This window comes from Dactylosporangium sp. NPDC051087 (assembly GCF_055586325.1).
In genome coordinates, this window is sequence record NZ_JBVJIJ010000008.1 from 294,390 (window position 1) to 317,641 (window position 23,252).

Sequence of the window (23,252 nt, forward strand, 5' to 3'; positions counted from 1 at the left end):
CAGGGCGGCGCCGGAGCGCAGCGGAGGTGACGTCATGACCGTCTCGACGGTGCCGCCGGAGGAGAAGGCGTCCGGAGGACAGCCCGCGACGCTCGGGCTGTACGTCCGCACCTACTTCCAGAAAGTGCGTGGCGGGGACATGGGCGCCCTGCCCGCCATCCTCGGCCTGATCGCGCTCACCATCATCTTCTCCGTCGCGCGGCCGGTGTTCTTCAGCGCCGCGAACTTCGCCAACCTGCTGTCCCAGGGCGCCGCCGTCACGGTCATCGCCATGGGCCTGGTGTTCGTGCTCCTGCTCGGCGAGATCGACCTGTCCGCCGGGTACGCCAGCGGGGTCTGCGCCGCGGTCCTGGCGACCCTGCTGACCACGCACGGCTTCCCCTGGTACGTGGCGATCCTCGGCGCGGTCGTGACCGGCGTCGCCATCGGCATCGTCATCGGGCTGCTGGTGTCGAAGATCGGCATCCCGTCGTTCGTGGTGACCCTGGCCGCGTTCCTCGCCTTCCAGGGCGCGGTGCTGCTGCTCATCAAGGGCGGCACGATCATCTCCGTCGACGACCCGGCGATCAAGCTGATCAACTTCGACGGCCGGTTCACCCCGTTGCAGGGCTGGATCCTGTACAGCGTGACGATCGCCGGAATCGCCGCGCTGCAGCTGTGGAAGCGCACCAGCCGCGCCCGCCGCGGCCTGGCCGTGGAGCCGACGTCGGTGATCGCGCTGCGGGTCGGCACGATCGCCGCGCTCATGGGCGTCGGCGTCTACGTGCTCAACCTCGAACGCGGCCGCAACATCCTGTTCTCGCAGAAGGGGGTGCCGATGGTCGTCCTGCTCATCGGCATCCTGCTGGTGATCTGGACGTTCGTGCTGGGCCGCACCGCCTACGGCCGGCACCTGTACGCGGTCGGCGGCAACAAGGAGGCCGCCCGCCGGGCCGGCATCAACGTCGACGGGATCCGCATCTCCGTCTTCGTGATCTGCTCCGCCATGGCCGCCGTCGGCGGCATCATCGCCGCGTCGCGGCAGGCGTCCGTCGACCCGAACACCGGCGGCAGCAACGTGCTGCTCTACGCCGTCGGCGCGGCCGTCATCGGCGGCACCAGCCTCTTCGGCGGCAAGGGCCGCGTCCTGGACGCCGTCCTCGGCGGCGCGGTCGTCGCCGTCATCGAGAACGGCATGGGCCTCATGCAGTACAGCGCCGGGCAGAAGTTCATCGTCACCGGTGTCGTCCTGCTCGCCGCCGCCGGCATCGACGCCCTTTCCCGGCGCCGGGCCGCATCAGCCGGGCTGAGATAGCCGCGCCCTCCCGCCGGTCGAAACAGGTGCCAGAACGGACCTGTTCCGCCCGGCGGGCCGGTCGTACGGTAAGCGCCAGGCACCACCAACGAGAAAGACGAGCATGCGCGTCGGCCCCAGCCAGGAGGAGATCCGCAGGAGCAACCTCGGTGCTCTGCTGCGATCCGTGCACCTCCACGGCGCCATGTCCCGCGCCGACCTGACCACGAGCCTGGGCCTCAACCGCAGCACGATCGGCGCCCTCACCGCCGACCTCGCCGCCGCCGGGCTCGTCAGCGAAGGCGTCCCCCGCGAGCAGCGCGGCCGGGCCGGGCGCCCGTCGCTGGTCGTGCGCCCCGAGTCCGAGCACGTGTACGTCTTCGCGTTCGCCGTCGAGGTCGACCGGATCGTCGCGGCCCGCGTCGGGCTCGGCGGGACGGTGCTCGACCGGCACGCCGCCGTCCGCGAACGCGGCGACCGCAGCGCCGCCCAGGTCGTCGCGCCGATCGCCGACTTCGTCCGGCAGATGCAGAAGGCCGCCCCGCCCGGCGCCCGGCTCGTCGGCAGCGCCGCGGCGGTCTCCGCCATGGTGCGCCGCGAGGACGGGTTCGTCCGGCTCGGCCCGGAGCTCGGCTGGGTCGACCAGCCGCTCGGCGAGGCCCTCGCCGACGTCATCACCAGCACCGGCGTCGACCTGTTCCCGGCCACCGGCGTGCGCGGCCCCGCCACCGGCGTCGTCCCGGTGCAGCGCACGCCCGTACGGGACGGCCTCGTCGCCGCGCGGCTGTCCACCGGCGGTACCGGCGCCGCCGACGACATCGACGAGGACTTCGAGGAACCGGACGGCGCCGAACCGCCACAGACCCGGCCGCTGGTGCAGGTGCGCAACAACGCCGACCTCGCCGCGCTCGCCGAGCACGCCCGGGGCGCCGCCGTCGGCTGCGACAACGTCGTCTACCTGTACGGCGACGCGGGCGTCGGCGGCGGCATCATCGCCGCCGGGCGGCCCGTCACCGGCCACGGCGGTTACGGCGGCGAGGTCGGGCACATGGTCGTCAACCCGGCCGGCAAACCGTGCAGCTGCGGCTCCCACGGCTGCTGGGAGACCGAGATCGGCGAGCACGCGCTGCTCGCCGCCGCCGGGCGCAACCCCTCCGCCGGCCGCGACGGCATCCTCGCCGTCGTCGACGCGGCCGGCCGGGGCGACGCGTCGGCGCAGGCGGCGGTCCGGCAGGTCGGCGACTGGCTCGGCTTCGGCGTCGCCAACCTCGTCAACATCTTCAACCCCGAGATGGTGATCTTCGGTGGGACGCTGCGGGAGGTGTACCTCGCATCCGCCGCACAGGTGCGCAGCCGCCTCAACCGCAACGCCCTGCCCGCCTGCCGCGAACACGTCCGCCTGCGCACCCCGGTCCTCGGCGAGGACGCCGCCCTGCTCGGCGCCGCCGAGCTCGCGTTCGAGCCGCTGTTCGCCGACCCGCTCGACTTCGCCTGACCGCGGTCCCGCGCCACTCACCCGCGGTTTCCGGGGCTTCCTGGGTGCGGTGCGGTTGCCGGGACCCGCGACGTCTCAGTTCCGCATCCTGTCGCCCGATCTTGCCGGTCACTGGACGGGAACTGCGACAGGGAGGCGACAGGCGCATGTTGACCAGGCTGCAGCATGTCGTGGCCCAGCACCGGGGGTTCGCGATCCTCTGCGGCTGCGTCGCCGCCGTCACCGTCGCCCTGTTCGCCGTGCTCGTCACGGGCGCCGGCGGCCCGATGGTCTCGCAGAACACGTCCAACATCGCCCTGTTCGCCGCCGCGCTCACCGCCGCCTGGGGCTGTCTCGCCAAGGCGCTGCGCCCGGCTCCGCGCCGGGTGCGCTGGTCCTGGGCACTGACCGGGTTCGGCGCGCTGTCCTGGGGCGTCGGGCAGTTCTTCTGCATCTGGTACGAGACGTTCCTCGGCGTCGAGGTGCCCTTCCCCTCCCTCGCCGACGCCGGCTACTTCTGGATGATGCCGTTCACCGCCACCGGCCTGCTGGTGCTGCCGATGAGCCGGCAGAGCGTCGCCCAGCAGGCGCGCAGCATCCTCGACGGCCTCATGATCGCCGTGTCGCTGCTGCTCATGACCTGGATCCTGATCCTCGGCCCGCTCGCCCGGCAGGGCGCGGACAGCTTCCTCGCGCTGCTGGTCACCCTCTGGTACCCCGGCGGCGACGTCGTCGTGCTCACCGTCGTGCTGTTCATGCTCGCCCGGCTGCGCGCCGGCGGGCAGCGGCCCATGTCCCTGCCGCTCGTCGGCACCGGCCTGGCCGCGTTCACCGTCTCCGACAGCGGCTACGCGTACCTCACGCTCGTCGACAGCTACGGCTCCGGCGCCGTGCTGGACCTCGGCTGGTTCGTCGGCTTCGCCCTGATCCTCATCGCGTCCCGCAAGCCCGAGACCGAGCACGAGGTCGAGACACCCGCGGCGCTGACCCGACCGCTCGGCGTCATGCTGCCGTACCTCGCCGTTGTCGGCTCGCTGATCACCAGCACGTTCGAGGTCCTCCGGCACGGCGCCCACGACCCGGTCGTGTCCTGGTCGCGTTCGGCGATCATCCTGCTCATCGTCGGCCGGCAGCTGCTCACCCTGCTGGAGAACCGCAACCTGACCCAGGACCTCGAGGACCGGGTCGAGGCCCGTACCGCCGAACTGCGCGCCAGCGAGCAGCGCTTCCAGGCGCTCGTGCAGCACAGCTCCGACGTCGTCACCGTCGTCGCGCTGGACGGCTCCGTCACCTACCAGTCCGAGTCGATCACCCGTGTCTTCGGTTACCCCCGCGAGCACGTCACCGGGCAACGCATCCTCGACTTCCTCGGCGCCGAGGCCCGCGGCCGGCTCGAGGAGGCGTTCGGCGCGGTCTCCGAGACCCCCTACGCCAGCCGGGTCGTGGAGATCCCGATGCGGCACGCCGACGGCGAGTTCCGCCTCGCCGAGGTCACCGTCACCAACCTCCTCACCGACCTCAACGTGCAGGGCCTGGTGCTCAACTCCCGCGACATCTCCGAACGCAAGGAGCTCGAGGACCAGCTCGTCCACGAGGCGTTCCACGACGGTCTCACCAAGCTCGCGAACCGGGCCCTGTTCAAGGACCGGGTCGAGCTCGCGCTGCGCCGCCGCGGCGACGCCGACATCGCCGTGCTCTTCCTCGACCTCGACGGGTTCAAGGAGGTCAACGACAGCCTCGGCCACGCCGCCGGCGACCAGCTGCTGGTCCAGGTCGCCGACCGGCTCAGCGCCGCCGTGCGCCCCGGCGACACCGTCGCCCGCTTCGGCGGCGACGAGTTCGCGGTCCTCATCGACCTGGCCGGCGACGCGGAGGGAGCGGCCGGCGACGCCGACGACCTCGCCACCCGCATCATCGACGCCCTCGACCGGCAGTTCGACATCGACAACACCGAGATCCACGTGCAGGGCTCCATCGGCATCGCCCTCACCGGCCCCGACGCCACCGACGCCGACCAGCTGATGCGCAACGCCGACCTCGCCATGTACCGCGCGAAGGCGACCGGCGAGGGCACCTTCGCCCGCTACGACCCCGCCATGCACACCGGCCTCGTCGACCGGCTGCAGCTCGCCGCCGACCTGCGTCGCGCGCTGGAGGGCAGCACCGGCGAACTGGTCCTGTACTACCAGCCGACGATCGAGCTGCGCTCCGGCACCATCACCGGCTTCGAGGCGCTCGTACGCTGGCAGCACCCGGTCCGCGGGATGATCTCCCCGGCGGACTTCATCCCCCTGGCGGAGTCGACCGGGCTCATCCGGCCGCTCGGCCAGTGGGTCCTCGCCGAGGCCAGCCGGCAGTGCGTCGAATGGGGCCGGTTCGACCCGCAGCGGCCGCTCACCATGGCCGTCAACGTGTCGGGCCGCCAGTTCGACCAGACCGACCTCCCGGCGATCGTCACCGCGGTCCTCGCCGACACCGGGCTGCCGCCGGAGCGGCTGTGCCTGGAGATGACCGAGAGCGTCCTGATGACCGACACCGAGGAGAACCTCGCGGTCCTGCTCAGCCTCAAGGCGATCGGCGTCAAGCTCGCCATCGACGACTTCGGCACCGGCTACTCGTCGCTGGCGTACCTGCGCCGCTTCCCCGTCGACACGCTGAAGATCGACCGTTCGTTCGTCGAGCGCATCGGCGGCGCGACCCCGGACGCGGCCCTGGCCCGCACGATCGTGCAGCTCGGGCAGAGCCTGGGGATGGCCACCGTCGCCGAGGGCATCGAGCAGTACGCCCAGTTCCTCGCGCTGCGCCGGATGGGCTGCGACCTGGGCCAGGGCTACTACTTCTCCCGCCCGCTGCCCGCCGACGAGGCCGGTGCCCTGCTGCGCGACCCGGCCGCGATCGCCGCCTGAGCCGGCCCGATGGTCCGCGCCGGGCTACGGTGGCGGGCATGACCACGCCGCCGGTCGACCCGGCGACGCTGACCAACGGGTACGTCTTCGGCGTCGGCGCCCTGCTGAGCGGCCTGACCGACGCGATCGTCATCGCCGGCGACGAGATGGGCTACGAGGACCTCGCCCCGTACTCCGTGATCCTCGCCGAGGCGGGCGCCCGCGCGACCGACCTGCGCGGCGAACCCCTGCTGTCCGGTCCCCGCACCGCGCTGCTGAGCACGGGCCGGTTCCACGACGAGCTCCTCGCCCTGATCGCGGAGGCCCTGGCCGGATAGCGCACACCCACCTGTACGGCAGCGGAAGACGCCGACCGCTGAAACCTGGCTGCACCGCGGCCGGCACCGAATTGTCAACCGTCCCACGGGACCTTGGTCAGGCGCGTGCTGAGCCAATCTGACCAGGCAATTTCGTAGGATCGGAGTACATCTCACATGACGGCTGCCATCACCGACCAGGCGCGTCTCGACCTTCCGGGGCACTGGCCGGCCGCTCTCGGCCCGAGGGCGCTGGCGGGCTTCGACGTGCCGACGCCGTTCCTGGCGGTCGACCTGGACACCGTCGTGGACCGGTACACCGCGTTCGCCGCCGCCATCCCCGGCGTGCAGACGTTCTACGCGATGAAGTGCAACCCCAGCGCCGACATCCTCGGCACCCTCGCCGCGCTCGGCTCCAGCTTCGAGGTCGCCTCCATCGGCGAGCTGCGGATGCTGCAGGAGATCGGCGTCGACCCCGCCGAGGTCCTCTACAGCAACCCGATCAAGCCGCCCGCCGCCATCGTCGAGGCCCGCAAGGCCGGCCTGTGGCGCTTCAGCTTCGACTCCGAGGGCGAGCTGCGCAAGCTCGCCCAGCTCGCCCCCGGCGCCGCCGTCTACATGCGGCTGCGCGTCGACGACTCGACCAGCAGCTTCCCGCTGTCGCGCAAGTTCGGCGCGGAGGCGCACGAGGCCCGCGCGCTGCTGCTGCTCGCCCGTGAGCTGGGCCTGCGCCCGTACGGCGTGACCTTCCACGTCGGGTCGCAGTGCGCGACGACGAGCGCGTGGCGGCAGGCGATCGCGGCCGCCGGCCGACTCATGGCGGCCCTCGCCACCGACGGCGTGCACCTGGAGATGCTCGACCTCGGCGGCGGCTTCCCCGCCCGCTACGTCGAGCGGGTGCCGTCGCTGACCCAGATCGCCGACACGATCGTCACCGCGCTGGACGAGCTGCTGCCCTACCGGCCGGCCGTCCTCGCCGCCGAGCCGGGCCGGCACCTCGTCGCGGAGAGCTCCGTCATGGTGTCCTCCGTCCTCGGCCGCGAGGTCCGGGCCGGGGAGAACTGGCTGTACCTCGACATCGGCGCCTACCACGGCATGATGGAGACCCAGCAGACCGTGCAGCAGTGGCGCTTCCCGCTGTGGACGTCACGGACCGACCACGCCCTCGTGCCGCATCTGCCGTTCACCGTCACCGGGCCGTCCTGCGACAGCTCCGACACGATGTTCTACGGCGTCAACCTCCCGTCGACCATCGACGTCGGCGACCGGCTGTACATCGGCTCCGCCGGCGCGTACACGCTGAGCTATGCCTCGAACTTCAACGGCTTCCCGCCGCCGGAGCCCGTGTTCGTCGGCGGTGTCGCCCCGTCGGCCGCTCCCGTCCACCTGCCGGCGCAGCCGCCCGCGGCGCGGGTGGGCAGCAGCTGATGACCACGGCCGTTGCGCCCCCGCGGACGCACCGGCCCGAACGCCCCGCCCGCCACCGCAGCGTCACGCCCGGCGGGCGGCGGCGCGCCGGGCGGTTGCGCGAGGTCATGGTGTCCGGGCTCGTCGACTCGTTCGGCCTGTCCCTGGGCTGGACCGTCTTCAACCTCGTCGCCGTCGACCGGGGCGGCCTCGCCCTGGCCGGCCTCTTCAACGCCGCCATGCTCCTCGGCGTCGTGCTGTCCGCGCCCGTCACCGGCCGCCTCGCCCGGCACCTGCCCGGGCGCAAGCTGCTGCTGCTGGCCGGCGGCACCGAGGGCACGCTGCGGGTCGCGACGCTCGCCGCGCTCCTCGCCGGCTACGACGGCAAGCTGATCGCGGCGGGCATCGTCGTCATGCACGTCGCCGCCTACGCCGGGTTCGCCGCGATGCGCGCCGAGGTCGCCGCCGTCGACGCCCGCCCGCAGGCGATGACCCGCTACGCCCTGTCCATCGCCGCCGTCGAGGCCGCCGGCGCCGGCGTCGCCGCGTTGCTCCCGCTGCGCGGCAACTTCGAGGTCGTGGTGTTCCTCGTGTACGGGCTGAGCCTCGTCCCGACGATCCTCACCGCACGGCGGGCGCGGGTGCGTGACTCCGCCTCGGCACCGCCGGCCGCCACGCGGCTGGAGCGGCACCGGGCCAGGCTGCCGTGGCCGGTGCTCGCCGGCGGCGGGTGCGTCACCCTCCTCGCGGCGGGCCCGACGCTGCTGTCGGTGGCCCTCGCGAGCGAGCTGCACGGGCACGCCGCGGTGGCGGGCGCGGCGATCGCGTTCAGCGCCGGCTGCCTGCTGTCGTCGTCCGCGGTCACCGCCGTCGGCAAGCTCCGCCTCCCCATCCAGGTCACCTGGCCGCTGTGGGGCGTCGGGATGCTGATCGGCTGGCTCCTCGCCCCGGCACACGTGGCCGGGCTCTTCGCCGCGCAGTTCCTGTCCGGACTGTCGATGACCGCCTTCGAAGGCGGCATGGACGCCCGGATCGCCCGCGACGTCACACCCGGCACCGTGACCAGGGTCCTCGCGTGGAGCGCCTCGACCCGCGCCCTCGGCGGCGCGATCGCCGTGCGCTTCCTGCCGGCCCTGGTCGCGGCGCCGGCGATCGGCCTCGTCAGCGGTGTCGCGGCGGCGACCCTGGGAGCGGCGGCGCTCGCCGCCCTCGTCCGCTTCCGCCTGTTCAACCTCAAGGGAGCGTCTTGAGCAGCTCCTGCGCGAGCGGTCCCGCCGACGCCGGGTTCTGTCCGGTGAACAGGTTGCGGTCCACGACCGTGTACGGCTTCCAGATCTCGCCACGGCTGAACTGCACGCCCAGCGCGACGAGCTCGTCCTCGGCCAGCCACCTGGCCTTGTCCGCCAGCCCGACCGCCGCTTCCTCGTCGTTGGTGTACGCCGTGACCCGGTACCCCTCGAACGGCGACCTCCCGTCGCGCCGCGTCGCCAGCATGGCCACGGGAGCGTGACACACCACGGCGAGCGGGCGGCCACCGGCGAGGGCAGCGGCCAGCAGCCGCCCCGAGTCGGCGTCCTGCCACAGGTCCTCCATCGGCCCGTGCCCACCCGGGTAGTAGACGGCGTCGTAGTCCTCGACCCGGACGTCCTTGATGTCGACCGGCCGCCGTAGCTCCTCCGCCTCCCGCATGGTCGCTTCCAGCTCCAGCGCCACGTCCGCCCCACCGGCCATCTCCGGCCGCAGGCTCATCACGTCCACGTGCGGCACCACCCCACCGGGCGTCGCCACCACCACCTCATGCCCAGCCTCGGTCAGCACGCTGTACGGCGCCGCGAACTCCTCCGCCCAGTACCCGGTCGGATGTCTCGTGCCGTCCCGCAGCGTCCAGTAGCTCGCCCCGGTCATCACGAACAGGATCTTCGCCATGCCCAAATCGTCCCCGCCCCTCCTGCGCCTGCCACAGCCCCGGCGGGTGATTCCGGCACCCGGGCCGGTAAGCAGTACTGCGCAGAAAATGGCCCGCTCGCTGCGATGGCTGTCACTGTCGAACCGCTCACCTCGCAATGCTTGATTGGAGGCTCCAATGCGGAAGACCGTGCGCGCCAGAGTCGCATCCGTGGCAGCGGCCGTCGTGATGGGCGTGGGCGCCGTCACGCTCCAGGCCAGCCCCGCCGCGGCCTGGTCCACCGGCAACGTGTGGGTCAACTTCGGCTCCTGGAACTGCACCGACGGCGGGACCGTCGACGGGATCTACTGGGCGGTCGACACGCTCTCCAGCGGCCCGGCGGGCGGCGACTGGGGCGACAACGTCATCTACCCGCAGGTCCGGGTCGGCTCCGGGTCCTACAACACCCTGAGCTACCAGCTGTTCTGCCGCAAATGGGGGTGGTACACGTACCGCAGCGTCGTGAGCCAGCGGACGCTGACGCCGTACCAGTCGGGGCTGAGCTACACGTACTGACGCGGGTGCCGGTCGCCTGTCCCCCGGCAGGCGACCGGCTCGCTTAAGCTCCTCGATGTGCTGACCGACATGTCCTGGTTGAACGAGCCCGGCGAGTGGTCCGTCGAGGACGGCGTGCTCCGCGCGGTCACGGACCTGCGCACCGACTTCTGGCGCGAGACGTTCTACGGCTGGACCACCGGCAACGGGCACTTCTACCACCGGCCGGTGACCGGCGACTTCACCGCCTCAGTGCTGGTGTCCGCGAAGCACACGACCCGCTTCGACCAGGCCGGCATGATGCTGCGCGCCGACGCGCGCAACTGGCTGAAGACCGGCCTCGAGATCACCTCCGGCACCCTGCACGTCAGCACCGTGTACACCCGCGACTATTCCGACGTGTCGATGGTCGCGCTTCCGGGCTCCCCCACCGCGGTCGCGCTGCGGGTGTCCCGCTTCGGCACCGCCGTCACCGTGCACTGCCGCGCCGGCGACGACCCGTGGCAACTGCTGCGCCTCGGGCACCTCGACCTCCCGGCCACCGTCGGCGTCGGCGTCATGTGCTGCTCCCCGGAGCGCGCCGGCCTCGAGGCCACCTTCCGGGACCTGCACATCGGCCCGCCGATGCCCCGTGACAACCTCGAGTGATGAGCTACGCACTGGACGTCGACCGGGTCATCGACGCGTCGCCGGAGGCCGTCTTCGACGGCTTCGTCGCGCTGTACGACAGCGAACGCCCGGACTGGGTCGTCGACTCGTCCCTCGATCTGCGCGTCGGCGGCCGCTGGTCGGTCGCCTTCCAGGTGCCGGACGGCGACGCGTTCCGCGAGGAGCGGGTGCTGACCGCCGTCGACCGGCCCTCGCGCCTGGCCTACGACATGACCGCGGTGTTCGCGGACCAGCCGTCCTTCAGCACCCAGGTGCGGATCACGGTCGCCGCCGCGCCCGGCGGACAGCGGATCCGCCTGGAGCAGCAGGGCTTCCCGACGTCGGCGATCCGCGACGAGTTCGCCGGGGCGTGGCCCGCCGTCCTGGACGAGCTGGCCCGCCGTTTGTCATGACCGCCGTTGGACGACCAGCACGTTGTCGGTGACGGTGGCGGTCTGGCCGCCGGGCCCGGTGGCCTGCCGCCGCGGCATGCCGGACCGGACCACCCGCCACCGCCCGGCGTCCAGGTCCAGCTCACCGGCGATCTCGTCCGGCGTCGGGAAGTGCGTGTCCGGGTCCTGGTTCCACGACCACGGTGCGATGGAGCCGTGGTCGACGACCAGGAGCAGCCCGCCCGGTTTCAGGGCTTCCGCCGCGGTACGCAGCACGCGCGGCCGATCCATCGCGAACGGCGTCTGCAGGTACTGCGCGGACACCAGGTCGAACGCCCCACCGGGAAAGCTCTCGGTCAGGTCGTGCCGCTCGGCCGTCACCGCACCACCGCCGGCGTGCGCCCTGACCCGCTCGACGGCGCTGCCGGAGATGTCCACGGCGGTGACCCGCCAGCCCCGCGCCGCCAGCCAGAACGTGTCCCCGCCCGCGCCGCACCCGAGATCCAGCGCGTCCCCCGCCGCCAGGGGTCCGGCCACCTCTTCCAGGATCGGGTTGACCCGCCGACCCGGCGCCTGGTGGGTGCGGTAGTGCCGCTCCCAGAACTCCTCAGCCTCGCTCATGCCCTCCACCGTCCTGCTGCCCGGCGCCGCTTGCAAGGAAAGTTGCGGATCCGCATGCTGGGCGTCATGGACGACGTGCTGCTCGGGGTCGGCCCACGCCTGCGTGCCCTGCGCCGCGCCCGCAACGCCACCCTCGCCGACCTGGCGCTGGAGACCGGGCTGACCGCCAGCACCCTGTCCCGCCTGGAGACCGGCAAGCTCCGCCCGACCCTGGAGCAGCTCCTCCCGCTGGCCCGCGCCCACGGCGTCCCCCTCGACGACCTGGTCGCCGCCCCACCGACCGGCGACCCCCGCATCCACCTGCGCCCCCTGCGCCGCAACGGCCTCACCGTCATCCCACTGACCCGCCGCCCCGGCGGCATCCAGACCTACAAGGTCATCTACCCACCGGCCGGCCAGTCCCCGACGACCACCCTGCAGACCCACGACGGCTACGAATGGTTCTACGTCCTCAACGGCACGATCCGCTTCATCCTCGGCACCCAGGACCTGTGCCTCGGCCCCGGCGAGGCCGCCGAGTTCGACACCCGCGTCCCGCACTGGCTCGGCAGCGCCGGCACCCACCCCGCCGAGCTCCTCACCATGTTCGGCCCCCAGGGCGAACGAGCCCACCTCTCCCCCCGCTGACCAGGCGTCAATCGACCGCTGCCGCTGGGCCTTCGCTGAGCAACACAGTGCGGAAGCCGGAGCAATTGGACTCGCGATGGGCGGCGCGGTGGCTCATCCACAGCGCGACATCCAGAATGCGCAGGAGACTCACGGTGGCGGGGACGCCGGCTTGGACACGGGCCAGCGCCAACGCGTCGCGCAGCGCGCCACCATTCTCGATGAGCCGGTCGTGCAGCGCCAACCACACTCCTCCGGCCGGCTTCCCGAACAGACAGGCGACGACACTGTCATAGACGGGGATGAGGTGCGGGCGTTTGCGGGCCATGAGCTTTCCGGCGATGACGAAGCCGACCTTCGGCCGGCTCTCCAGAAGGCGCCACGCCTGGTCCGCCGGGCTGTTGTCATCCACCAGCTCACCGCTTCCATCGGTGCCCAGTTCCGCGCACACGGCGATCCCAGCAAGCAGGTCCGCCAGCTGCCGTCCGAGAGCACCGTCGAGAAGGTCGATGGCCACCTCGGCGGGAACGACGACGCTCAGCGTCTGCACCGCCACAATGTCCGCAGCGGTGAACACGGAATGGCTGCCGGGGCGATCGCCACCACCTGCGAGCGCTTCAAATCTTCGACCGGTGAATCGGGGCGACGCTTCGTCGAAATAGTTCCGCAAATTTGGAACGACGCTTGCGCCGCCGATGAAGTCGATCAGATTCGGGAGCATGCCGGCAGCGTATCGATCTGCGGGGTATCGCCGCTTCGGCTGAATGATGGCCGATGTGATCCGGTCGATAGGTTGACGGGTCTCCTCATTGCTGGTTCAAATGCCATGATTCGGGGGTGGTGAATGACGGGGAATGGTATGCGATGCCGGAGTTGGTGGGGCGGCGGGTGAGGCTCGAGCCGCTGCGGGTGGAGCACGCGGAGGGGTATCTCGCGGCGGCCGGGAGTGCGGACGAGTCGGTGGAGATCTTCCGGTGGCAGAGTCCGGCCGGTGGGGCGCTGGCGCGGCCGGTGACGGTGCGGGACGCGCGGGGGCACATCGAGGCGGCGCTGGCCGGGCGGGCTCGGGGGGTGCGGTTGCCGTACGCGCAGGTCGACGCCGTCACCGGGGAGGTGGCAGGGACGACGTCGTTCGCGGACCCGGATCCTGGGCTGCGCGCGATCACGATCGGCTACACGTGGCTGGGGCAGCGGTGGTGGGGTGGCGGGGCGAACGCCGAGGCGAAGCTGCTGATGTTGACGTTCGCGTTCGAGACGCTCGGCGCGGTGCGGGTCGGGCTGGTCACCGACGTGCTCAACGAGCGGGCGCAGCGGGCCATCGAGCGGCTCGGCGCCACGCGCGAGGGGGTGCTGCGCAAGCACCGGCGGCGGGGGGACGGGTCGTGGCGGGACACCGTCGTGTACTCGATCGTCGACGACGACTGGGCGCGGGTCCGGGACGGGCTCAACGCGCGGCTGGGGCGCTGAGCAGCGCCTCGACCTCGTCGGCGAGCTCGGTGACCGGGCGGCGGCCGTCCAGTTCGACGGACGCGCCGCGCCGCAGCAGGGGTTCGATTTCGCGGGTGTACCGCGTGATCTCCGCCCGATCGCCGGGGGTGCGCCCGTACGGGTTGCCGGTGCGGTGCGTGACGCGGTGCAGGAGCACGGCGAGCGGGGCGCTCAGCAGGACGACGTGCTCGAAGCGGTCGTAGAAGCGGCCCTGGTTGTCGGTGGTGCCGGAGACGGCGACGTCGGGGTGGGTGGCGAGGAGCGCGGCCATGCGGGGCTCGTCCCACGTGCCGTCCGGCAGGGTCCAGGCGTCGTGGTCGGTGTCGACGGTGGTGTGGCCGCGGCGGGCGAGCTCGGCCAGGACCGTGGACTTCCCCGCCCCGGACATGCCGGTCACCAGTACCCGCGCCACACCGCGACTCTAATGCCTGTTCGGTCCGTTTACGGTATGCGGTCGATGTGCCAAGATCCTGCCCGTGGCAATCGACATTGACGTGCGCGCGGGCGCGGACTGGGCCGTGGCCGCGCTGACCGCGGCCGGCTACCGCGCCGACTTCTCGCCGTCGTCGCTGTGGGAGATCGAGCGGTTCCTGAGCACCGAGGCGCCGGACGGGCGGCCGCGCCCGCGCGGGCTGCTCGGCAAGGACCTCGACGCCCGGGTGTCCATGGTGGGCGGGTACGTCGGCGAGGTGATCCGGCGCCAGCTGGGCGGCGCCTGGGTCCGCGAGGGCGACCACGCCGCCCTGGACCTGCCCGGCGGCGCCCGGATCCGGCCCGCGCAGCAGGTGATGCACCGCCTCGCCACCGGCCCCGCCGGCAGCCTCACCGCCTTCGCGGCAGCGGTCGGCGCCGACCCGGGCCCGTCGACGCCGATCCTGCAGTGCCGCTGCTGCGGTGCGGTCCCGGCCGCGGACACCAAGTTCCGTGCCGTCCAGTCCGTGCTGGTCTGGGGCAGCTACACCCGGAGCCCGGGCCCGTTCTGCCGCGACTGCGGCACCGCCGAGTTCCGGGCGCTCCAGCAGAAGATCTTCACGTTTGGCTGGTACGGCATCTTCTCCGTGGTCGCGCTGGTCACCCTGCTGCTCAACTGGGCCGCCATGAAGAAGGTGGCCGGGCTGGCGGCCCCGGCCCCGCAGCCGGGCGCCGCACCCGTCCAGCCGATGGACGCCGGCCGGCCGCTGCTGCGCCGCCCGCAGGTGATCGCCGGCATCCTCGCCCCGTTCGTGCTGCTGGCCGCCTTCGCGATCCACGCCAGTTCGACCGCTCCCTGACCGGCGTCCCCACTGATCAGGCCGCTCGACCCGGATCCCGGTTTTCACGATGAACACGTTCCGTAGTCACTAGATTGCGAATCGTGCTCGCGTCTTCGGGACGCGGACGATCGTCGGTGACGGGGGACGGCATGACGTCGAGTGTCAGAGGTCGCGCCGGGTCGAAGCGCCGGCGGGTGCGCACCGGTCTCGCGCTGGTGGCGGCGGGGCTGATCGGGCTCGCCACGGGCGGGCCGGCGTTCGCCGGTCTGATGGGGCAGCCGGACGCCTCTCCCGAGCCGTCCGGGGTGGCGAGCATGCCGGCGCCGTCCACCAAGGCCTCGCGGGCGCCGAGCGCGCAGCGCGCCGGCGGCTCACCGACCGGGACCGGGACCGGCGACGCGCGGCCGAGCGGCGGGAACCCGGCGACATCACCCACGAAGGCAACGGCGACGACATCGGCCGCCCACGGGCCGCTGGACGCCGACGGCAACCCCGCCGACGCGATCATCGACGACGCGACCGGCAACCCGGTCGCCCAGCCCGGACCCGCGCCCAGCGACCCCGCAGCCGATCCCGCGACCGACACCGACGACGCCACGGCCGGCGACACCGCGGACGACGGCACGATCGGCACGGCAGACGACACCACGGACGACGGGGTAGACGACACCACGGACGACGGCACGGACGGCACGGCGGACGACGGGGCGGACGCGGATGACCCGGGCGCCGACCCGACCGGCGGCGCGGACGCGATGGCCAATGGCACCGGCGGCACCGGCGGCACCGACACGGACGCCGGCCTCGCAGACGTCACCGCGGCCGGCGCCGCGAACGCCGACGCGGTGCCGGAGGCTCCCGGGCAGGTGTCCGCGGCGCCGGTACAGGGTGGGCTCCGCGTCACCTGGGTCCACGACGGCGTCGACGTCGACCACTACGTGGCCACGGCGTACGACGAGCGGGGCGACATCGCCGGGAGCTGCCTCGGCGCCCACGCCGGCACGTCGTCGTGCGAGATCGGCACCGGGATCGGTGCGGGCGGCGCGTACACGGTGAAGGTCGTCGCGTACGGCGGCGCGGGCTCCAGCGACCCGTCCGCCCCCGCGACCGCACCGGCCGTCGCGGCCGGGCCGCCGGCGTCACCGACCGCGGTCCACGCCACCGCCACCTCGGCGACGTCGGTGACCGTCGTGTGGACGCGACCCACGACCCCGCTCGCGGGAACCCGCGGCTACCGGGTGACCGCCGTCCAGGACGGCACCAGGACGTGCGCCACCGCGGACGGGTCCACCACCTGGTGCGAGGTCACGGGCCTCGACGCCGGTGTCGAGTACACGTTCCGGGTCGTCGCCGAAGGTCCCGCCGGCAGTTCCGCGCCCAGCGCGCCGTCGGCGCCCGTGACGACGGACGGCCCTGGTGTCCGGTCCGCCGCGGAGGTGCCGGAGCCCGTCGACCTCGTGGTGACGCCCGGCGACGGGAAGCTCAACGTCGAGTGGCGGGCGCCGTGGGACCCGCAGCACGCCGTCGGCGGGTACACCGTCCACGTCGAGGAAGAGCCCGGCATGGACTGTGTCACGGCGGACCCGCACTGCACGATCACCGGGTTGGCGAACGGCACCTCGTACACCATCCGCGTCCGCAGCAACGGGACGCACACCGGCGAGTCGGGGTGGGTGACGGCGGTCGGGACGCCGAGTGTCGCGCCGGGTGAGCCGACCGCCGTGACCGCCGTGGCGCGGATCGAGGCGATCACCGTGTCGTGGGTGGCGACGGCGCCCGGCACGGGGGTGGCGCGGTTCCAGGCGCTCGCGACCGCGCCCGGCGGCGATCACGGGGTGTGCGAGACCGAAGAGGGCAACACGTGCACGATCACCGGGTTGAAGTGGGGCGACACGTACACGGTGACGGTCAAGGCGATCGGCCGGCACGGGCGCAACTCGGCCTGGAGCGAGCCGGCGAAGGTCGCCGTGCCGGAAGAGGTGACGGTGCCGGCGCACCTGCCGGCCGGGGTCGGGCACTTCGGCAGTTCCAGCGGTGCCGAGGTCGGGGCGGGTGAGCGCTTCACGGTGAGCGGGTCGGGGTTCGCGCCGCACTCGACGGTGAAGGTGGCGCTGTACTCCGAGCCGACCGTGCTCGCCACGACGATGACCGACGGGACCGGCACGTTCAGCGTCGAGGTGTCGATGCCGCAGACCAGCGGGGCGCACACGCTGGTCGCGGCGGGCACCGACACCGAGGGTGAGGCGCGCTACCTGACGCTGGACGTGACGGTCGGCGCGGAGCACGTCGCGCTGGCGGCGCACGGCGACGCGGGCGGCAGCGTCCTCGCGGTGACCGGCGACCCCGTCCGCGACGTCGCGGGCACGGGCGCGGCCCTCGTCCTGGCCGGCGTGGTCCTCGTCGGACTGGCCCGGAGGCCGAAAAGCACTGAGGGCACCCCGTGACGGGATGCCCTCAGCGGGTGTGACGAAGGTTCAATGTCCTGCCTCGGCGTGGTACCGCTCGACGAGATCCGAACGGATCCGGCCGCGGTCGGACACCTCGATGCCCTTGGACAGGGCCCACTCACGGATGGCCCGGTTCTGCTCCCGCTCGGCGCGGGCGGACAGGACCGGCCGGACCCGGCCGCCCGGGCGAGCCGGCGCGGTGGGTGCGGGGGTGAGACGGCCGACCTTGGTCGCGGCGCCGACGAACGGTGCGAGGGTGTCGCGCAGTTCACCGGCGTGCTTCGCGGAAAGGTCGATCGTGTACTGCACGCCGTCGAGGCCGAAGCTGACACTCTCGTCGGCGAGTTCGCCGTCGAGGTCGTCGATCAGCTCATGGATCACGCGTCTGGCCATGGCGATGCTGCCTTCCGATACGGGGAGTTACTTCCGAACCTGCCAGTTGCCCGAATTTCGTGTAAAAAACGGTCAGACGGGCAGTGACAGGCACGGAACGGTCGTTGGAGCGTACCCGAAGAGTAACCGCTCTCAGACGGCGGCCCGGGCGGACTGACGCGCCCTGGTGGCGTCCCGCCGCTCCACGAACCGGCTCGCCTGCGCGTCGAGGTCGGCCAGGAACGCCGACAGCTCCTCGCGGGCCGCCTCGCCGTCGCCGGTCAGCCCGGTCCGCTCGAACGCCTTCACCTGACGCAGCACCGGGGTGAGCACGTCGTCGTGGTGCAGGCGCAGGTCGTAGATGCCGGCCATGGCGATCTGCACCGACTTACGGCCGAAGTTCTCGATCGTGTGCCCCGGCATCTGGAACGACTTCGCGACCTTCGTCACGGCCCGCATCGACGCGTTGGGCGCGACGTCGAACGCGGCGTTGAGCAGGTTGCGGTAGAAGATCATGTGGAGGTTCTCGTCGTTGGCGACCTTCGCCAGGAGCTGCTCGCACAGCGGGTCGCCGCTGGCGGCGCCGGTGTTGCGGTGCGACACGCGGGTCGCCAGCTCCTGGAACGACACGTAGGCGACCGACTCGATGAGCCCCTCGTAGGAGTTGGCGAAGCCGCCCTCCATGTGGCTCATCCGGGCCCGCTCCAGCGCGACCGGGTCGACGGCCCGCGTGGCGAGGAGGTAGTCGCGGATCGCGATGCCGTGCCGGCCCTCCTCCGCCGTCCAGCGGTGCACCCACGTCCCCCACGCGCCGTCACGACCGAAGATCGTGGCGATCTCGTGGTGGTAGCTGGGCAGGTTGTCCTCGGTCAGCAGGTTCACGATGAGGGAGGTGCGTGCCACCTCCGACAGCTTCGACTGGCCGGGCTCCCACGCCTCACCGCCGAGCACGCCGTCGAAGTCGCGGCCCTCGCTCCACGGCACGTACTCGTGCGGGAACCACTCCTTGGCCGTGGCCAGGTGACGGTTGAGGTTGGCCTCGACCACCGGCTCCAGCTCGTCGAGCAGGGCAAGGGTGTCGGTGGGCTCGGTCGTCACGGAACCTCCGTTGATTGCACGGGATCGTTTGGGTACAGAGTGAAACATGCTCAACTAGTCGGCGGCCAGCAGCGACTCAGGCGTCGGCGCAGTGCCGCCCAGGTGCGCGGGCTGCCAGAACACGCCGTCGGGCTGATGCGGGTATTCGCGCTGGGCCCGGTCCAGCATCGTGCTCATTCGGGTCCGAAGCTCCACGGTGACGGCGTCGGCGTTGTCCTTGCGGGTCGGGTGCAGCGGCTCACCCGCGATGATCGTGATCGGCACCCCGCGCTGGGTGAGGTTCTTCGGGTGGCCCTTCGTCCAGAACCGCTGCGTGCCCCACAGCACCATCGGCACCAGCGGCGTGCCGGTGGCGGCGGCCAGCCGGGCGGCGCCGGACTTGAGGTCCTTGACCATGAACGACTGGCTGATCGTCGCCTCCGGGAACACCCCGACGACCTCGCCGGCCTTCAGGTTCTCCAGCGCCGCCTTGTAGGAGGCCATGCCCGCCTCCCGGTCGACGGGGATGTGCCGCATGCCACGCATCAGCGGCCCGCCGATCCGGTGCCGGAAGATCGACTCCTTGGCCATGAACCGCACCAGCCGCTTGGAGGCGTTGGCGCCCAGGCCGCAGAAGATGAAGTCGAGGTACGACACGTGGTTGCAGGCGATGACCGCCCCACCCGTGGTCGGCACGTGCTCGGCACCCTCGACGGTAATACGCATATTGAGCGCCCGGAACATCGTCTTCGCGAACGCGATGACCGGGGGGTACACGAGATCAGCCATGTTCATACGCTACCGACCTTCGCTGGTGGCCACCCGGTACCCTGCCCCAAGGTCGTTTCTTTCTACTCTTGTAATGGAGCCCGGGTGTCGGTCGACCAGGACCTCGAGAACGACGAAGCCGGCGAGAACGGCGAGCCCGACGGTCCCGACGAGGACGTCATCATCGTCGTGCCCCCGCCGCAGTTCGGCACGCCGGGCCCGCCGATCCGGCGCTCCCCGCTGCTCATCGGCCTGTTCGGCGGGCTGGGGCTCCTGCTGGCCTACAGCCTGTACCAGGCCGTCGACCAGGTCATGTCGATCCTGGTGCTCATCTTCATCGCGATGTTCCTGGCGATCGGCCTCAACCCGGCCGTCGTCCGGCTCACCCGGTGGGGCATGCCGCGGGTCCTGGCCGTGGCATGCGTCGGCATCGGCGCGATGCTGCTGCTGTGCGGCGGCCTGCTCGCGCTCATCCCGCCGCTGGTGACGCAGACCGGGGCGCTGGTGGAGAACCTGCCCGGCTACATCGACAACCTGCGCCACCAGGACCAGCTCAACAAGCTCAACGAGGACTACAAGCTGCTCGACCAGCTCAAGGCGGTGGCCACCGCCGGCAACGTCACCAAGGCCCTCGGCGGCGTCTGGGGCGGCGCGCAGGTCGTGTTCAGCGCCCTGTTCAACATCGTCACCGTGGTCGTGCTCACGCTGTACTTCATGGCCGCGTTCGACCGGTTGAAGGAGGGCGGCTACAAGCTCGTCCCCGCCTCCCGCCGGCAGCGGGTCGCGCTGCTCGGCGACGAGATCCTCGCGAAGGTCGGCGCCTACCTCGGCGGCGCGCTCGCCATCGCGGTCATCGCCGGCATCTCGTCGTTCGTGTTCCTGCTCATCGTCGGGATCGCGTACCCGTACGCGCTGGCCGTCCTCGTCGCGATCACCGACCTCATCCCGCAGATCGGCGCGACGCTGGGCGCGATCGTGGTGAGCATCGTCGGGTTCGCCACCAGCATCCCGGCGGGCATCGCGTGCGTCATCTTCTTCGTCATCTACCAGCAGGTGGAGAACTACCTGATCTACCCGACCGTGATGCGCCGCGCGGTGAAGGTCAGCGACCTCGCCGCGATCCTGTCGGTGCTGCTCGGCGTGGCCATGATGGGCGTCGTCGGCGCGCTGATCGCGATCCCGGTCGTCGCCGCGGTCCAGCTGATCGTCCGCGAGGTCCTCATCCCCCGCCAGAACGCCCGATAGCTCTCAGCAGCCTTCAGTAGCCCTCAGTTGCGGCTCAGGACCCTCGTGAACCCGGCGGCGACCGTGGTCGCGAGGGTCCAGCCGGCGGCGATCAGCCCGAACGCGAGCCACTGCCCGCCGCCGGTCGGCCGGTACGCCGACTCCTGACCGAAATCGATGATCGGCAGGAGGAGGTCCAGCGTGTAGACGACCGGATACAGGTCCGGCGGCTGACCGGGATCGACCGGCACCGGCCGCCACGCGGAGAACACCGCCGTGCCGAGCACCAGCAGGGCCGACAGCCAGCCGGCGGCGCGCTGCGGCCGGTACCCGTAGCCGACGGTGACGTCCTGCAGCCAGCTCCACGGCCACGTCCACCACGGCCGGGTCGCCCGCCGGCGGCGCTGCTTGGCGAGCAGGACGGTGCGGGCGTCCTCGTCGTGCCCGAGCTGCCGGTAGGCGGCGGCGAGCTGCTCGTAGGGCTGCGGCGGCAACCCGTCGCCGGCCCGGTCGAGCCAGTCCAGGCGCCGCTGCGGGTCCAGCAGCGGATGCAGGGTCTGGTAGGTGAGGCCGTCCAGCCGTACGTCGGCGGGCCAGGTGGCGGGGTCGTCGCGCAGCAGCGCCACCCGCACGTAACGCAGGTCGAGCGGTCCGGCCGGTGCCTCGGCGACGCGCAGGTCCAGCTCGACCGCCTCGGCGCCGGTGCACTTGAGGGCGGCGAGGCGGGCGTCCTGGAAGCAGAGCTTGCCGCCGATCCTCGCCGAGGTCAGCGAGACCCGGCCGGTCGCGGTGAACCCGGCGCAGCAGTTCATGAGCGATCCGGTGACGATGCCGCCGGCGCGCAGCGAGGTGCCGTCCGGGTTGTCCAGGTGCGCGCCGTCGAGGAACACCGGTCCGGCGACCCGCGCCTCGATCAGCGACACCTCGCCGGCGGCGGTGAACCCGTCGCGGCAGTCGACCGGCCCGTCGACGGCGCAGTTGTCGGCGCGCAGCGCGTGACCGCCGGGGTTGGTGAGGGTGGCACCGCTCAGCCGCAGGGTCCGGCCGATGCGGGTGCCGACGAGCCGGGTCTCCCCGTCGACGCGGCAGCCGCCGAGCAGGTGGACGCCGCCGCCGACGTCGGCGCGGTCCACGCGGAGCGCGACGGCGCCCGGGTTGTGCAGGGTGGCGCCGCTGAACGTGACGACGCCGCCGATCGTGGCGTGCCGGAGGCTGACCTCGCCGCGGACGTCGGCGCGGCGCAGGAACACCCCGCCGGTGACGGTGGCGCTGTCGATGTCGAGGCCCCGCAGATGCCGGTCGCGCGGCGTGGGTCCCCCGTCGTCGGCCGGTCCCGCGGACGGGACCGGCGGGCCGGGCGGGCTGTCGATGGTCGCGCCGTCGAGGTGCACACCGCCGGTGATGGTGGCCTGGAACAGCCGGATCGTTCCCTCGGCCCGGAAGCCGTTCTCGGCGAGGACGTCGCCGCCGACCTCGATGCGCTCGGCGGACAGGGCGATGCCGCCGGGGTTGGACAGGTGCGCCCGCTCCAGCAGCAGCCCACCGGCGATCTTCGCGCCCTTGAGGTTGATCATGCCGGTGCTGCGGACGCCGGCGAGCCGCAGGTGCCCGGCGATCGTCACGCCCGCCGCGTGCAGGCCCGGCATGCGGGTGTCCCGGAACCCGGTGAAGGCCAGCCGCGCCCAGTACAGGTCGGGTGCCTCCCGGAACTCGCTGTCCTGCACCAGCAGCGGGCAGGTGACCTCGGCGAAGGCGAGGCCGAGCCGGCCGGTGACCGTGGCCCGGCTCAGCCGCAGCGCGGCCCGCCGGGCGGGCGGCTCCCCCGTGAGCAGCTCGGCGAGCAGCGCGGCGGGCACCTCGGCGCCGCCGAGATCCAGCTGCTCCCCCGCCGCGAACGCCAGCCGCACCCGATCATCGACGTCCACGACTGCGATGGTAGCGGCGGCGCGCTCAGCCGTTCGCGGCGCGCCAGGTGGCGCGGGTGATCAGGACGCGGGCCTCGTCGGCGACCTCGGCCTCGACGGTCACCGCGTACTGGCTGGCCTGCAGCGTGCTGCGGGAGGTGAAGTCGCGCCGGCCGCCGGTCGCCGCGTGCGCGAGGGCACCGAAGATGCCGCCCCACAGGGCGCCGATGAGGACCGCGGACAGCATGATGCCGATCCACGACGAGTCGCTGAACAGCGTGAAGAGGAAACCGAGGAAGAGACCGAACCAGACGCCGCTGAGCGCGCCGGCGAGGAACGCCCGGCCGACGGTCAGGCGGCCCAGGACGTTCTCGACGAGCCGCAGGTCGGTGCCGATGATCGCGGTCCGTTCGACCGGGAACCCGTTGTCGGACAGGTAGTCCACGGCCCGCTGCGCGGAGGCGTAGTCGGAGTATCGGGCGACGGTGACGGTGCTGCGCTCCAGCTCGACGAGCTCGTCGGAAGCGGACGGCTGCAACGATTCGGGTTGTTGAGGGGTCGTCATGGGCGAAATCGTAGGCGCCGTCCGGGGATGCGGCTCAGGGACGGTTCAGGGCATCACCCGAGGTCGTCGGGTGCTTCCGGAAGGCAACCTT

General features: G+C 72.3%; 23 protein-coding genes. 14 read left to right on the forward strand and 9 right to left on the reverse strand.

Translation table 11 applies throughout. The features are described 5' to 3' along the window. The first annotated feature begins 34 nt into the window (after window positions 1–34). The 6 genes from ACZ6TV_RS17840 (at window position 35) to ACZ6TV_RS17865 (ending at window position 8,606) form a co-directional block, all read left to right on the forward strand. Complete coding sequence (locus tag ACZ6TV_RS17840; RefSeq protein WP_465298340.1) at window positions 35–1,294, forward strand: sugar ABC transporter permease; 1,260 nt, start codon at window positions 35–37, stop codon at window positions 1,292–1,294. A gap of 103 nt (window positions 1,295–1,397) precedes the next feature. After that, window positions 1,398–2,768, forward strand: a complete 1,371-nt coding sequence (locus ACZ6TV_RS17845) for an ROK family protein (protein WP_465298269.1) — start codon at window positions 1,398–1,400, stop codon at window positions 2,766–2,768. 146 nt (window positions 2,769–2,914) lie between these two features. Beyond that, complete coding sequence (locus tag ACZ6TV_RS17850; RefSeq protein WP_465298270.1) at window positions 2,915–5,653, forward strand: putative bifunctional diguanylate cyclase/phosphodiesterase; 2,739 nt, start codon at window positions 2,915–2,917, stop codon at window positions 5,651–5,653. 38 nt (window positions 5,654–5,691) lie between these two features. Next, complete coding sequence (locus ACZ6TV_RS17855) at window positions 5,692–5,970, forward strand: hypothetical protein (protein WP_465298271.1); 279 nt, start codon at window positions 5,692–5,694, stop codon at window positions 5,968–5,970. A gap of 156 nt (window positions 5,971–6,126) precedes the next feature. Then, window positions 6,127–7,377 (forward strand): type III PLP-dependent enzyme, encoded by a 1,251-nt coding sequence (locus ACZ6TV_RS17860; protein ID WP_465298272.1) that lies wholly within the window; start codon window positions 6,127–6,129, stop codon window positions 7,375–7,377. Beyond that, window positions 7,377–8,606: a hypothetical protein gene (locus ACZ6TV_RS17865; protein WP_465298273.1), complete on the forward strand. Its 1,230-nt coding sequence runs from the start codon at window positions 7,377–7,379 to the stop codon at window positions 8,604–8,606. The genes ACZ6TV_RS17860 and ACZ6TV_RS17865 overlap by 1 nt, the downstream gene beginning before the upstream one ends. Here the strand turns inward: ACZ6TV_RS17865 and ACZ6TV_RS17870 are convergent. Beyond that, window positions 8,590–9,282: a type 1 glutamine amidotransferase domain-containing protein gene (locus ACZ6TV_RS17870; protein WP_465298274.1), complete on the reverse strand. Its 693-nt coding sequence runs from the start codon at window positions 9,280–9,282 to the stop codon at window positions 8,590–8,592. The two genes, ACZ6TV_RS17865 and ACZ6TV_RS17870, sit on opposite strands and share 17 nt — an antisense overlap. A gap of 190 nt (window positions 9,283–9,472) precedes the next feature. Here ACZ6TV_RS17870 and ACZ6TV_RS17875 point away from each other — a divergent pair, with 190 nt between their 5' ends. From ACZ6TV_RS17875 to ACZ6TV_RS17885, 3 genes are all read left to right on the forward strand, one after another. Further along, window positions 9,473–9,817 carry a hypothetical protein gene (locus tag ACZ6TV_RS17875; protein WP_465298275.1) on the forward strand — a complete coding sequence of 115 codons (345 nt, stop codon included), beginning with the start codon at window positions 9,473–9,475 and terminating at the stop codon, window positions 9,815–9,817. A gap of 69 nt (window positions 9,818–9,886) precedes the next feature. Continuing rightward, window positions 9,887–10,444 (forward strand): DUF1349 domain-containing protein, encoded by a 558-nt coding sequence (locus tag ACZ6TV_RS17880; RefSeq protein ID WP_465298276.1) that lies wholly within the window; start codon window positions 9,887–9,889, stop codon window positions 10,442–10,444. Next, window positions 10,444–10,857: an SRPBCC family protein gene (locus ACZ6TV_RS17885; RefSeq protein WP_465298277.1), complete on the forward strand. Its 414-nt coding sequence runs from the start codon at window positions 10,444–10,446 to the stop codon at window positions 10,855–10,857. Before ACZ6TV_RS17880 ends, ACZ6TV_RS17885 begins: the two co-directional genes overlap by 1 nt. On the opposite strand, the gene ACZ6TV_RS17890 is transcribed toward ACZ6TV_RS17885, so the two are convergent. Continuing rightward, window positions 10,852–11,457, reverse strand: a complete 606-nt coding sequence (locus tag ACZ6TV_RS17890) for a class I SAM-dependent methyltransferase (RefSeq protein WP_465298278.1) — start codon at window positions 11,455–11,457, stop codon at window positions 10,852–10,854. The two genes, ACZ6TV_RS17885 and ACZ6TV_RS17890, sit on opposite strands and share 6 nt — an antisense overlap. Before the next feature lie 54 nt (window positions 11,458–11,511). Here ACZ6TV_RS17890 and ACZ6TV_RS17895 point away from each other — a divergent pair, with 54 nt between their 5' ends. Further along, complete coding sequence (locus ACZ6TV_RS17895) at window positions 11,512–12,084, forward strand: helix-turn-helix domain-containing protein (protein ID WP_465298279.1); 573 nt, start codon at window positions 11,512–11,514, stop codon at window positions 12,082–12,084. A gap of 7 nt (window positions 12,085–12,091) precedes the next feature. Here ACZ6TV_RS17895 and ACZ6TV_RS17900 read toward each other — a convergent pair whose 3' ends face one another. Continuing rightward, on the reverse strand, window positions 12,092–12,784 hold the full coding sequence (locus ACZ6TV_RS17900) for a DUF6308 family protein (RefSeq protein WP_465298280.1): 693 nt from the start codon (window positions 12,782–12,784) through the stop codon (window positions 12,092–12,094). 167 nt (window positions 12,785–12,951) lie between these two features. On the opposite strand from ACZ6TV_RS17900, the gene ACZ6TV_RS17905 reads away from it, so the two are divergent. Next, the gene (locus tag ACZ6TV_RS17905; RefSeq protein ID WP_465298281.1) at window positions 12,952–13,530 is read left to right on the forward strand and encodes a GNAT family N-acetyltransferase; all 579 of its coding nucleotides are present in this window, start codon (window positions 12,952–12,954) and stop codon (window positions 13,528–13,530) included. Here ACZ6TV_RS17905 and ACZ6TV_RS17910 read toward each other — a convergent pair. After that, window positions 13,508–13,963, reverse strand: coding sequence for an AAA family ATPase (locus ACZ6TV_RS17910; protein WP_465298282.1), 456 nt, complete (start codon window positions 13,961–13,963; stop codon window positions 13,508–13,510). The two genes, ACZ6TV_RS17905 and ACZ6TV_RS17910, sit on opposite strands and share 23 nt — an antisense overlap. Before the next feature lie 64 nt (window positions 13,964–14,027). On the opposite strand from ACZ6TV_RS17910, the gene ACZ6TV_RS17915 reads away from it, so the two are divergent. After that, a complete protein-coding gene (locus ACZ6TV_RS17915) occupies window positions 14,028–14,822 on the forward strand; it encodes a hypothetical protein (protein WP_465298283.1) in 795 nt (264 codons plus the stop codon). Window positions 14,823–14,953: 131 nt separating this feature from the next. After that, the gene (locus ACZ6TV_RS17920; RefSeq protein ID WP_465298284.1) at window positions 14,954–17,248 is read left to right on the forward strand and encodes a fibronectin type III domain-containing protein; all 2,295 of its coding nucleotides are present in this window, start codon (window positions 14,954–14,956) and stop codon (window positions 17,246–17,248) included. 30 nt (window positions 17,249–17,278) lie between these two features. On the opposite strand, the gene ACZ6TV_RS17925 is transcribed toward ACZ6TV_RS17920, so the two are convergent. From ACZ6TV_RS17925 to ACZ6TV_RS17935, 3 genes are all read right to left on the reverse strand, one after another. After that, on the reverse strand, window positions 17,279–17,644 hold the full coding sequence (locus tag ACZ6TV_RS17925) for a histone-like nucleoid-structuring protein Lsr2 (protein WP_465298285.1): 366 nt from the start codon (window positions 17,642–17,644) through the stop codon (window positions 17,279–17,281). A 132-nt stretch (window positions 17,645–17,776) separates the two neighbouring features. Then, entirely contained in the window at window positions 17,777–18,721 is a 945-nt protein-coding gene (locus tag ACZ6TV_RS17930; RefSeq protein WP_465298286.1) for an acyl-ACP desaturase, read from the reverse strand. A gap of 54 nt (window positions 18,722–18,775) precedes the next feature. After that, complete coding sequence (locus tag ACZ6TV_RS17935) at window positions 18,776–19,489, reverse strand: lysophospholipid acyltransferase family protein (protein WP_465298287.1); 714 nt, start codon at window positions 19,487–19,489, stop codon at window positions 18,776–18,778. Window positions 19,490–19,648: 159 nt separating this feature from the next. Between ACZ6TV_RS17935 and ACZ6TV_RS17940 the strand changes: the two genes are divergently transcribed. Next, window positions 19,649–20,713 carry an AI-2E family transporter gene (locus tag ACZ6TV_RS17940; RefSeq protein WP_465298341.1) on the forward strand — a complete coding sequence of 355 codons (1,065 nt, stop codon included), beginning with the start codon at window positions 19,649–19,651 and terminating at the stop codon, window positions 20,711–20,713. A gap of 23 nt (window positions 20,714–20,736) precedes the next feature. Here the strand turns inward: ACZ6TV_RS17940 and ACZ6TV_RS17945 are convergent, their stop codons facing one another. Further along, window positions 20,737–22,617, reverse strand: coding sequence for a hypothetical protein (locus ACZ6TV_RS17945; protein WP_465298288.1), 1,881 nt, complete (start codon window positions 22,615–22,617; stop codon window positions 20,737–20,739). 25 nt (window positions 22,618–22,642) lie between these two features. Then, entirely contained in the window at window positions 22,643–23,161 is a 519-nt protein-coding gene (locus ACZ6TV_RS17950) for a YflT domain-containing protein (RefSeq protein ID WP_465298289.1), read from the reverse strand. Window positions 23,162–23,252 lie beyond the last annotated feature (91 nt).

Bases quoted from the DNA above. Each gene is read 5' to 3' on its own strand.
- ACZ6TV_RS17935 (WP_465298287.1), bottom strand. From the start codon at position 19,489: ATGGCTGATCTCGTGTACCCCCCGGTCATCGCGTTCGCGAAGACGATG.
- ACZ6TV_RS17920 (WP_465298284.1), top strand. From the start codon at position 14,954: ATGACGTCGAGTGTCAGAGGTCGCGCCGGGTCGAAGCGCCGGCGGGTG.
- ACZ6TV_RS17865 (WP_465298273.1), top strand. From the start codon at position 7,377: ATGACCACGGCCGTTGCGCCCCCGCGGACGCACCGGCCCGAACGCCCC.
- ACZ6TV_RS17900 (WP_465298280.1), bottom strand. From the start codon at position 12,784: ATGCTCCCGAATCTGATCGACTTCATCGGCGGCGCAAGCGTCGTTCCA.
- ACZ6TV_RS17895 (WP_465298279.1), top strand. From the start codon at position 11,512: ATGCTGGGCGTCATGGACGACGTGCTGCTCGGGGTCGGCCCACGCCTG.
- ACZ6TV_RS17850 (WP_465298270.1), top strand. From the start codon at position 2,915: ATGTTGACCAGGCTGCAGCATGTCGTGGCCCAGCACCGGGGGTTCGCG.
- ACZ6TV_RS17950 (WP_465298289.1), bottom strand. From the start codon at position 23,161: ATGACGACCCCTCAACAACCCGAATCGTTGCAGCCGTCCGCTTCCGAC.
- ACZ6TV_RS17870 (WP_465298274.1), bottom strand. From the start codon at position 9,282: ATGGCGAAGATCCTGTTCGTGATGACCGGGGCGAGCTACTGGACGCTG.
- ACZ6TV_RS17845 (WP_465298269.1), top strand. From the start codon at position 1,398: ATGCGCGTCGGCCCCAGCCAGGAGGAGATCCGCAGGAGCAACCTCGGT.
- ACZ6TV_RS17880 (WP_465298276.1), top strand. From the start codon at position 9,887: ATGTCCTGGTTGAACGAGCCCGGCGAGTGGTCCGTCGAGGACGGCGTG.
- ACZ6TV_RS17840 (WP_465298340.1), top strand. From the start codon at position 35: ATGACCGTCTCGACGGTGCCGCCGGAGGAGAAGGCGTCCGGAGGACAG.
- ACZ6TV_RS17855 (WP_465298271.1), top strand. From the start codon at position 5,692: ATGACCACGCCGCCGGTCGACCCGGCGACGCTGACCAACGGGTACGTC.
- ACZ6TV_RS17860 (WP_465298272.1), top strand. From the start codon at position 6,127: ATGACGGCTGCCATCACCGACCAGGCGCGTCTCGACCTTCCGGGGCAC.
- ACZ6TV_RS17885 (WP_465298277.1), top strand. From the start codon at position 10,444: ATGAGCTACGCACTGGACGTCGACCGGGTCATCGACGCGTCGCCGGAG.
- ACZ6TV_RS17925 (WP_465298285.1), bottom strand. From the start codon at position 17,644: ATGGCCAGACGCGTGATCCATGAGCTGATCGACGACCTCGACGGCGAA.
- ACZ6TV_RS17890 (WP_465298278.1), bottom strand. From the start codon at position 11,457: ATGAGCGAGGCTGAGGAGTTCTGGGAGCGGCACTACCGCACCCACCAG.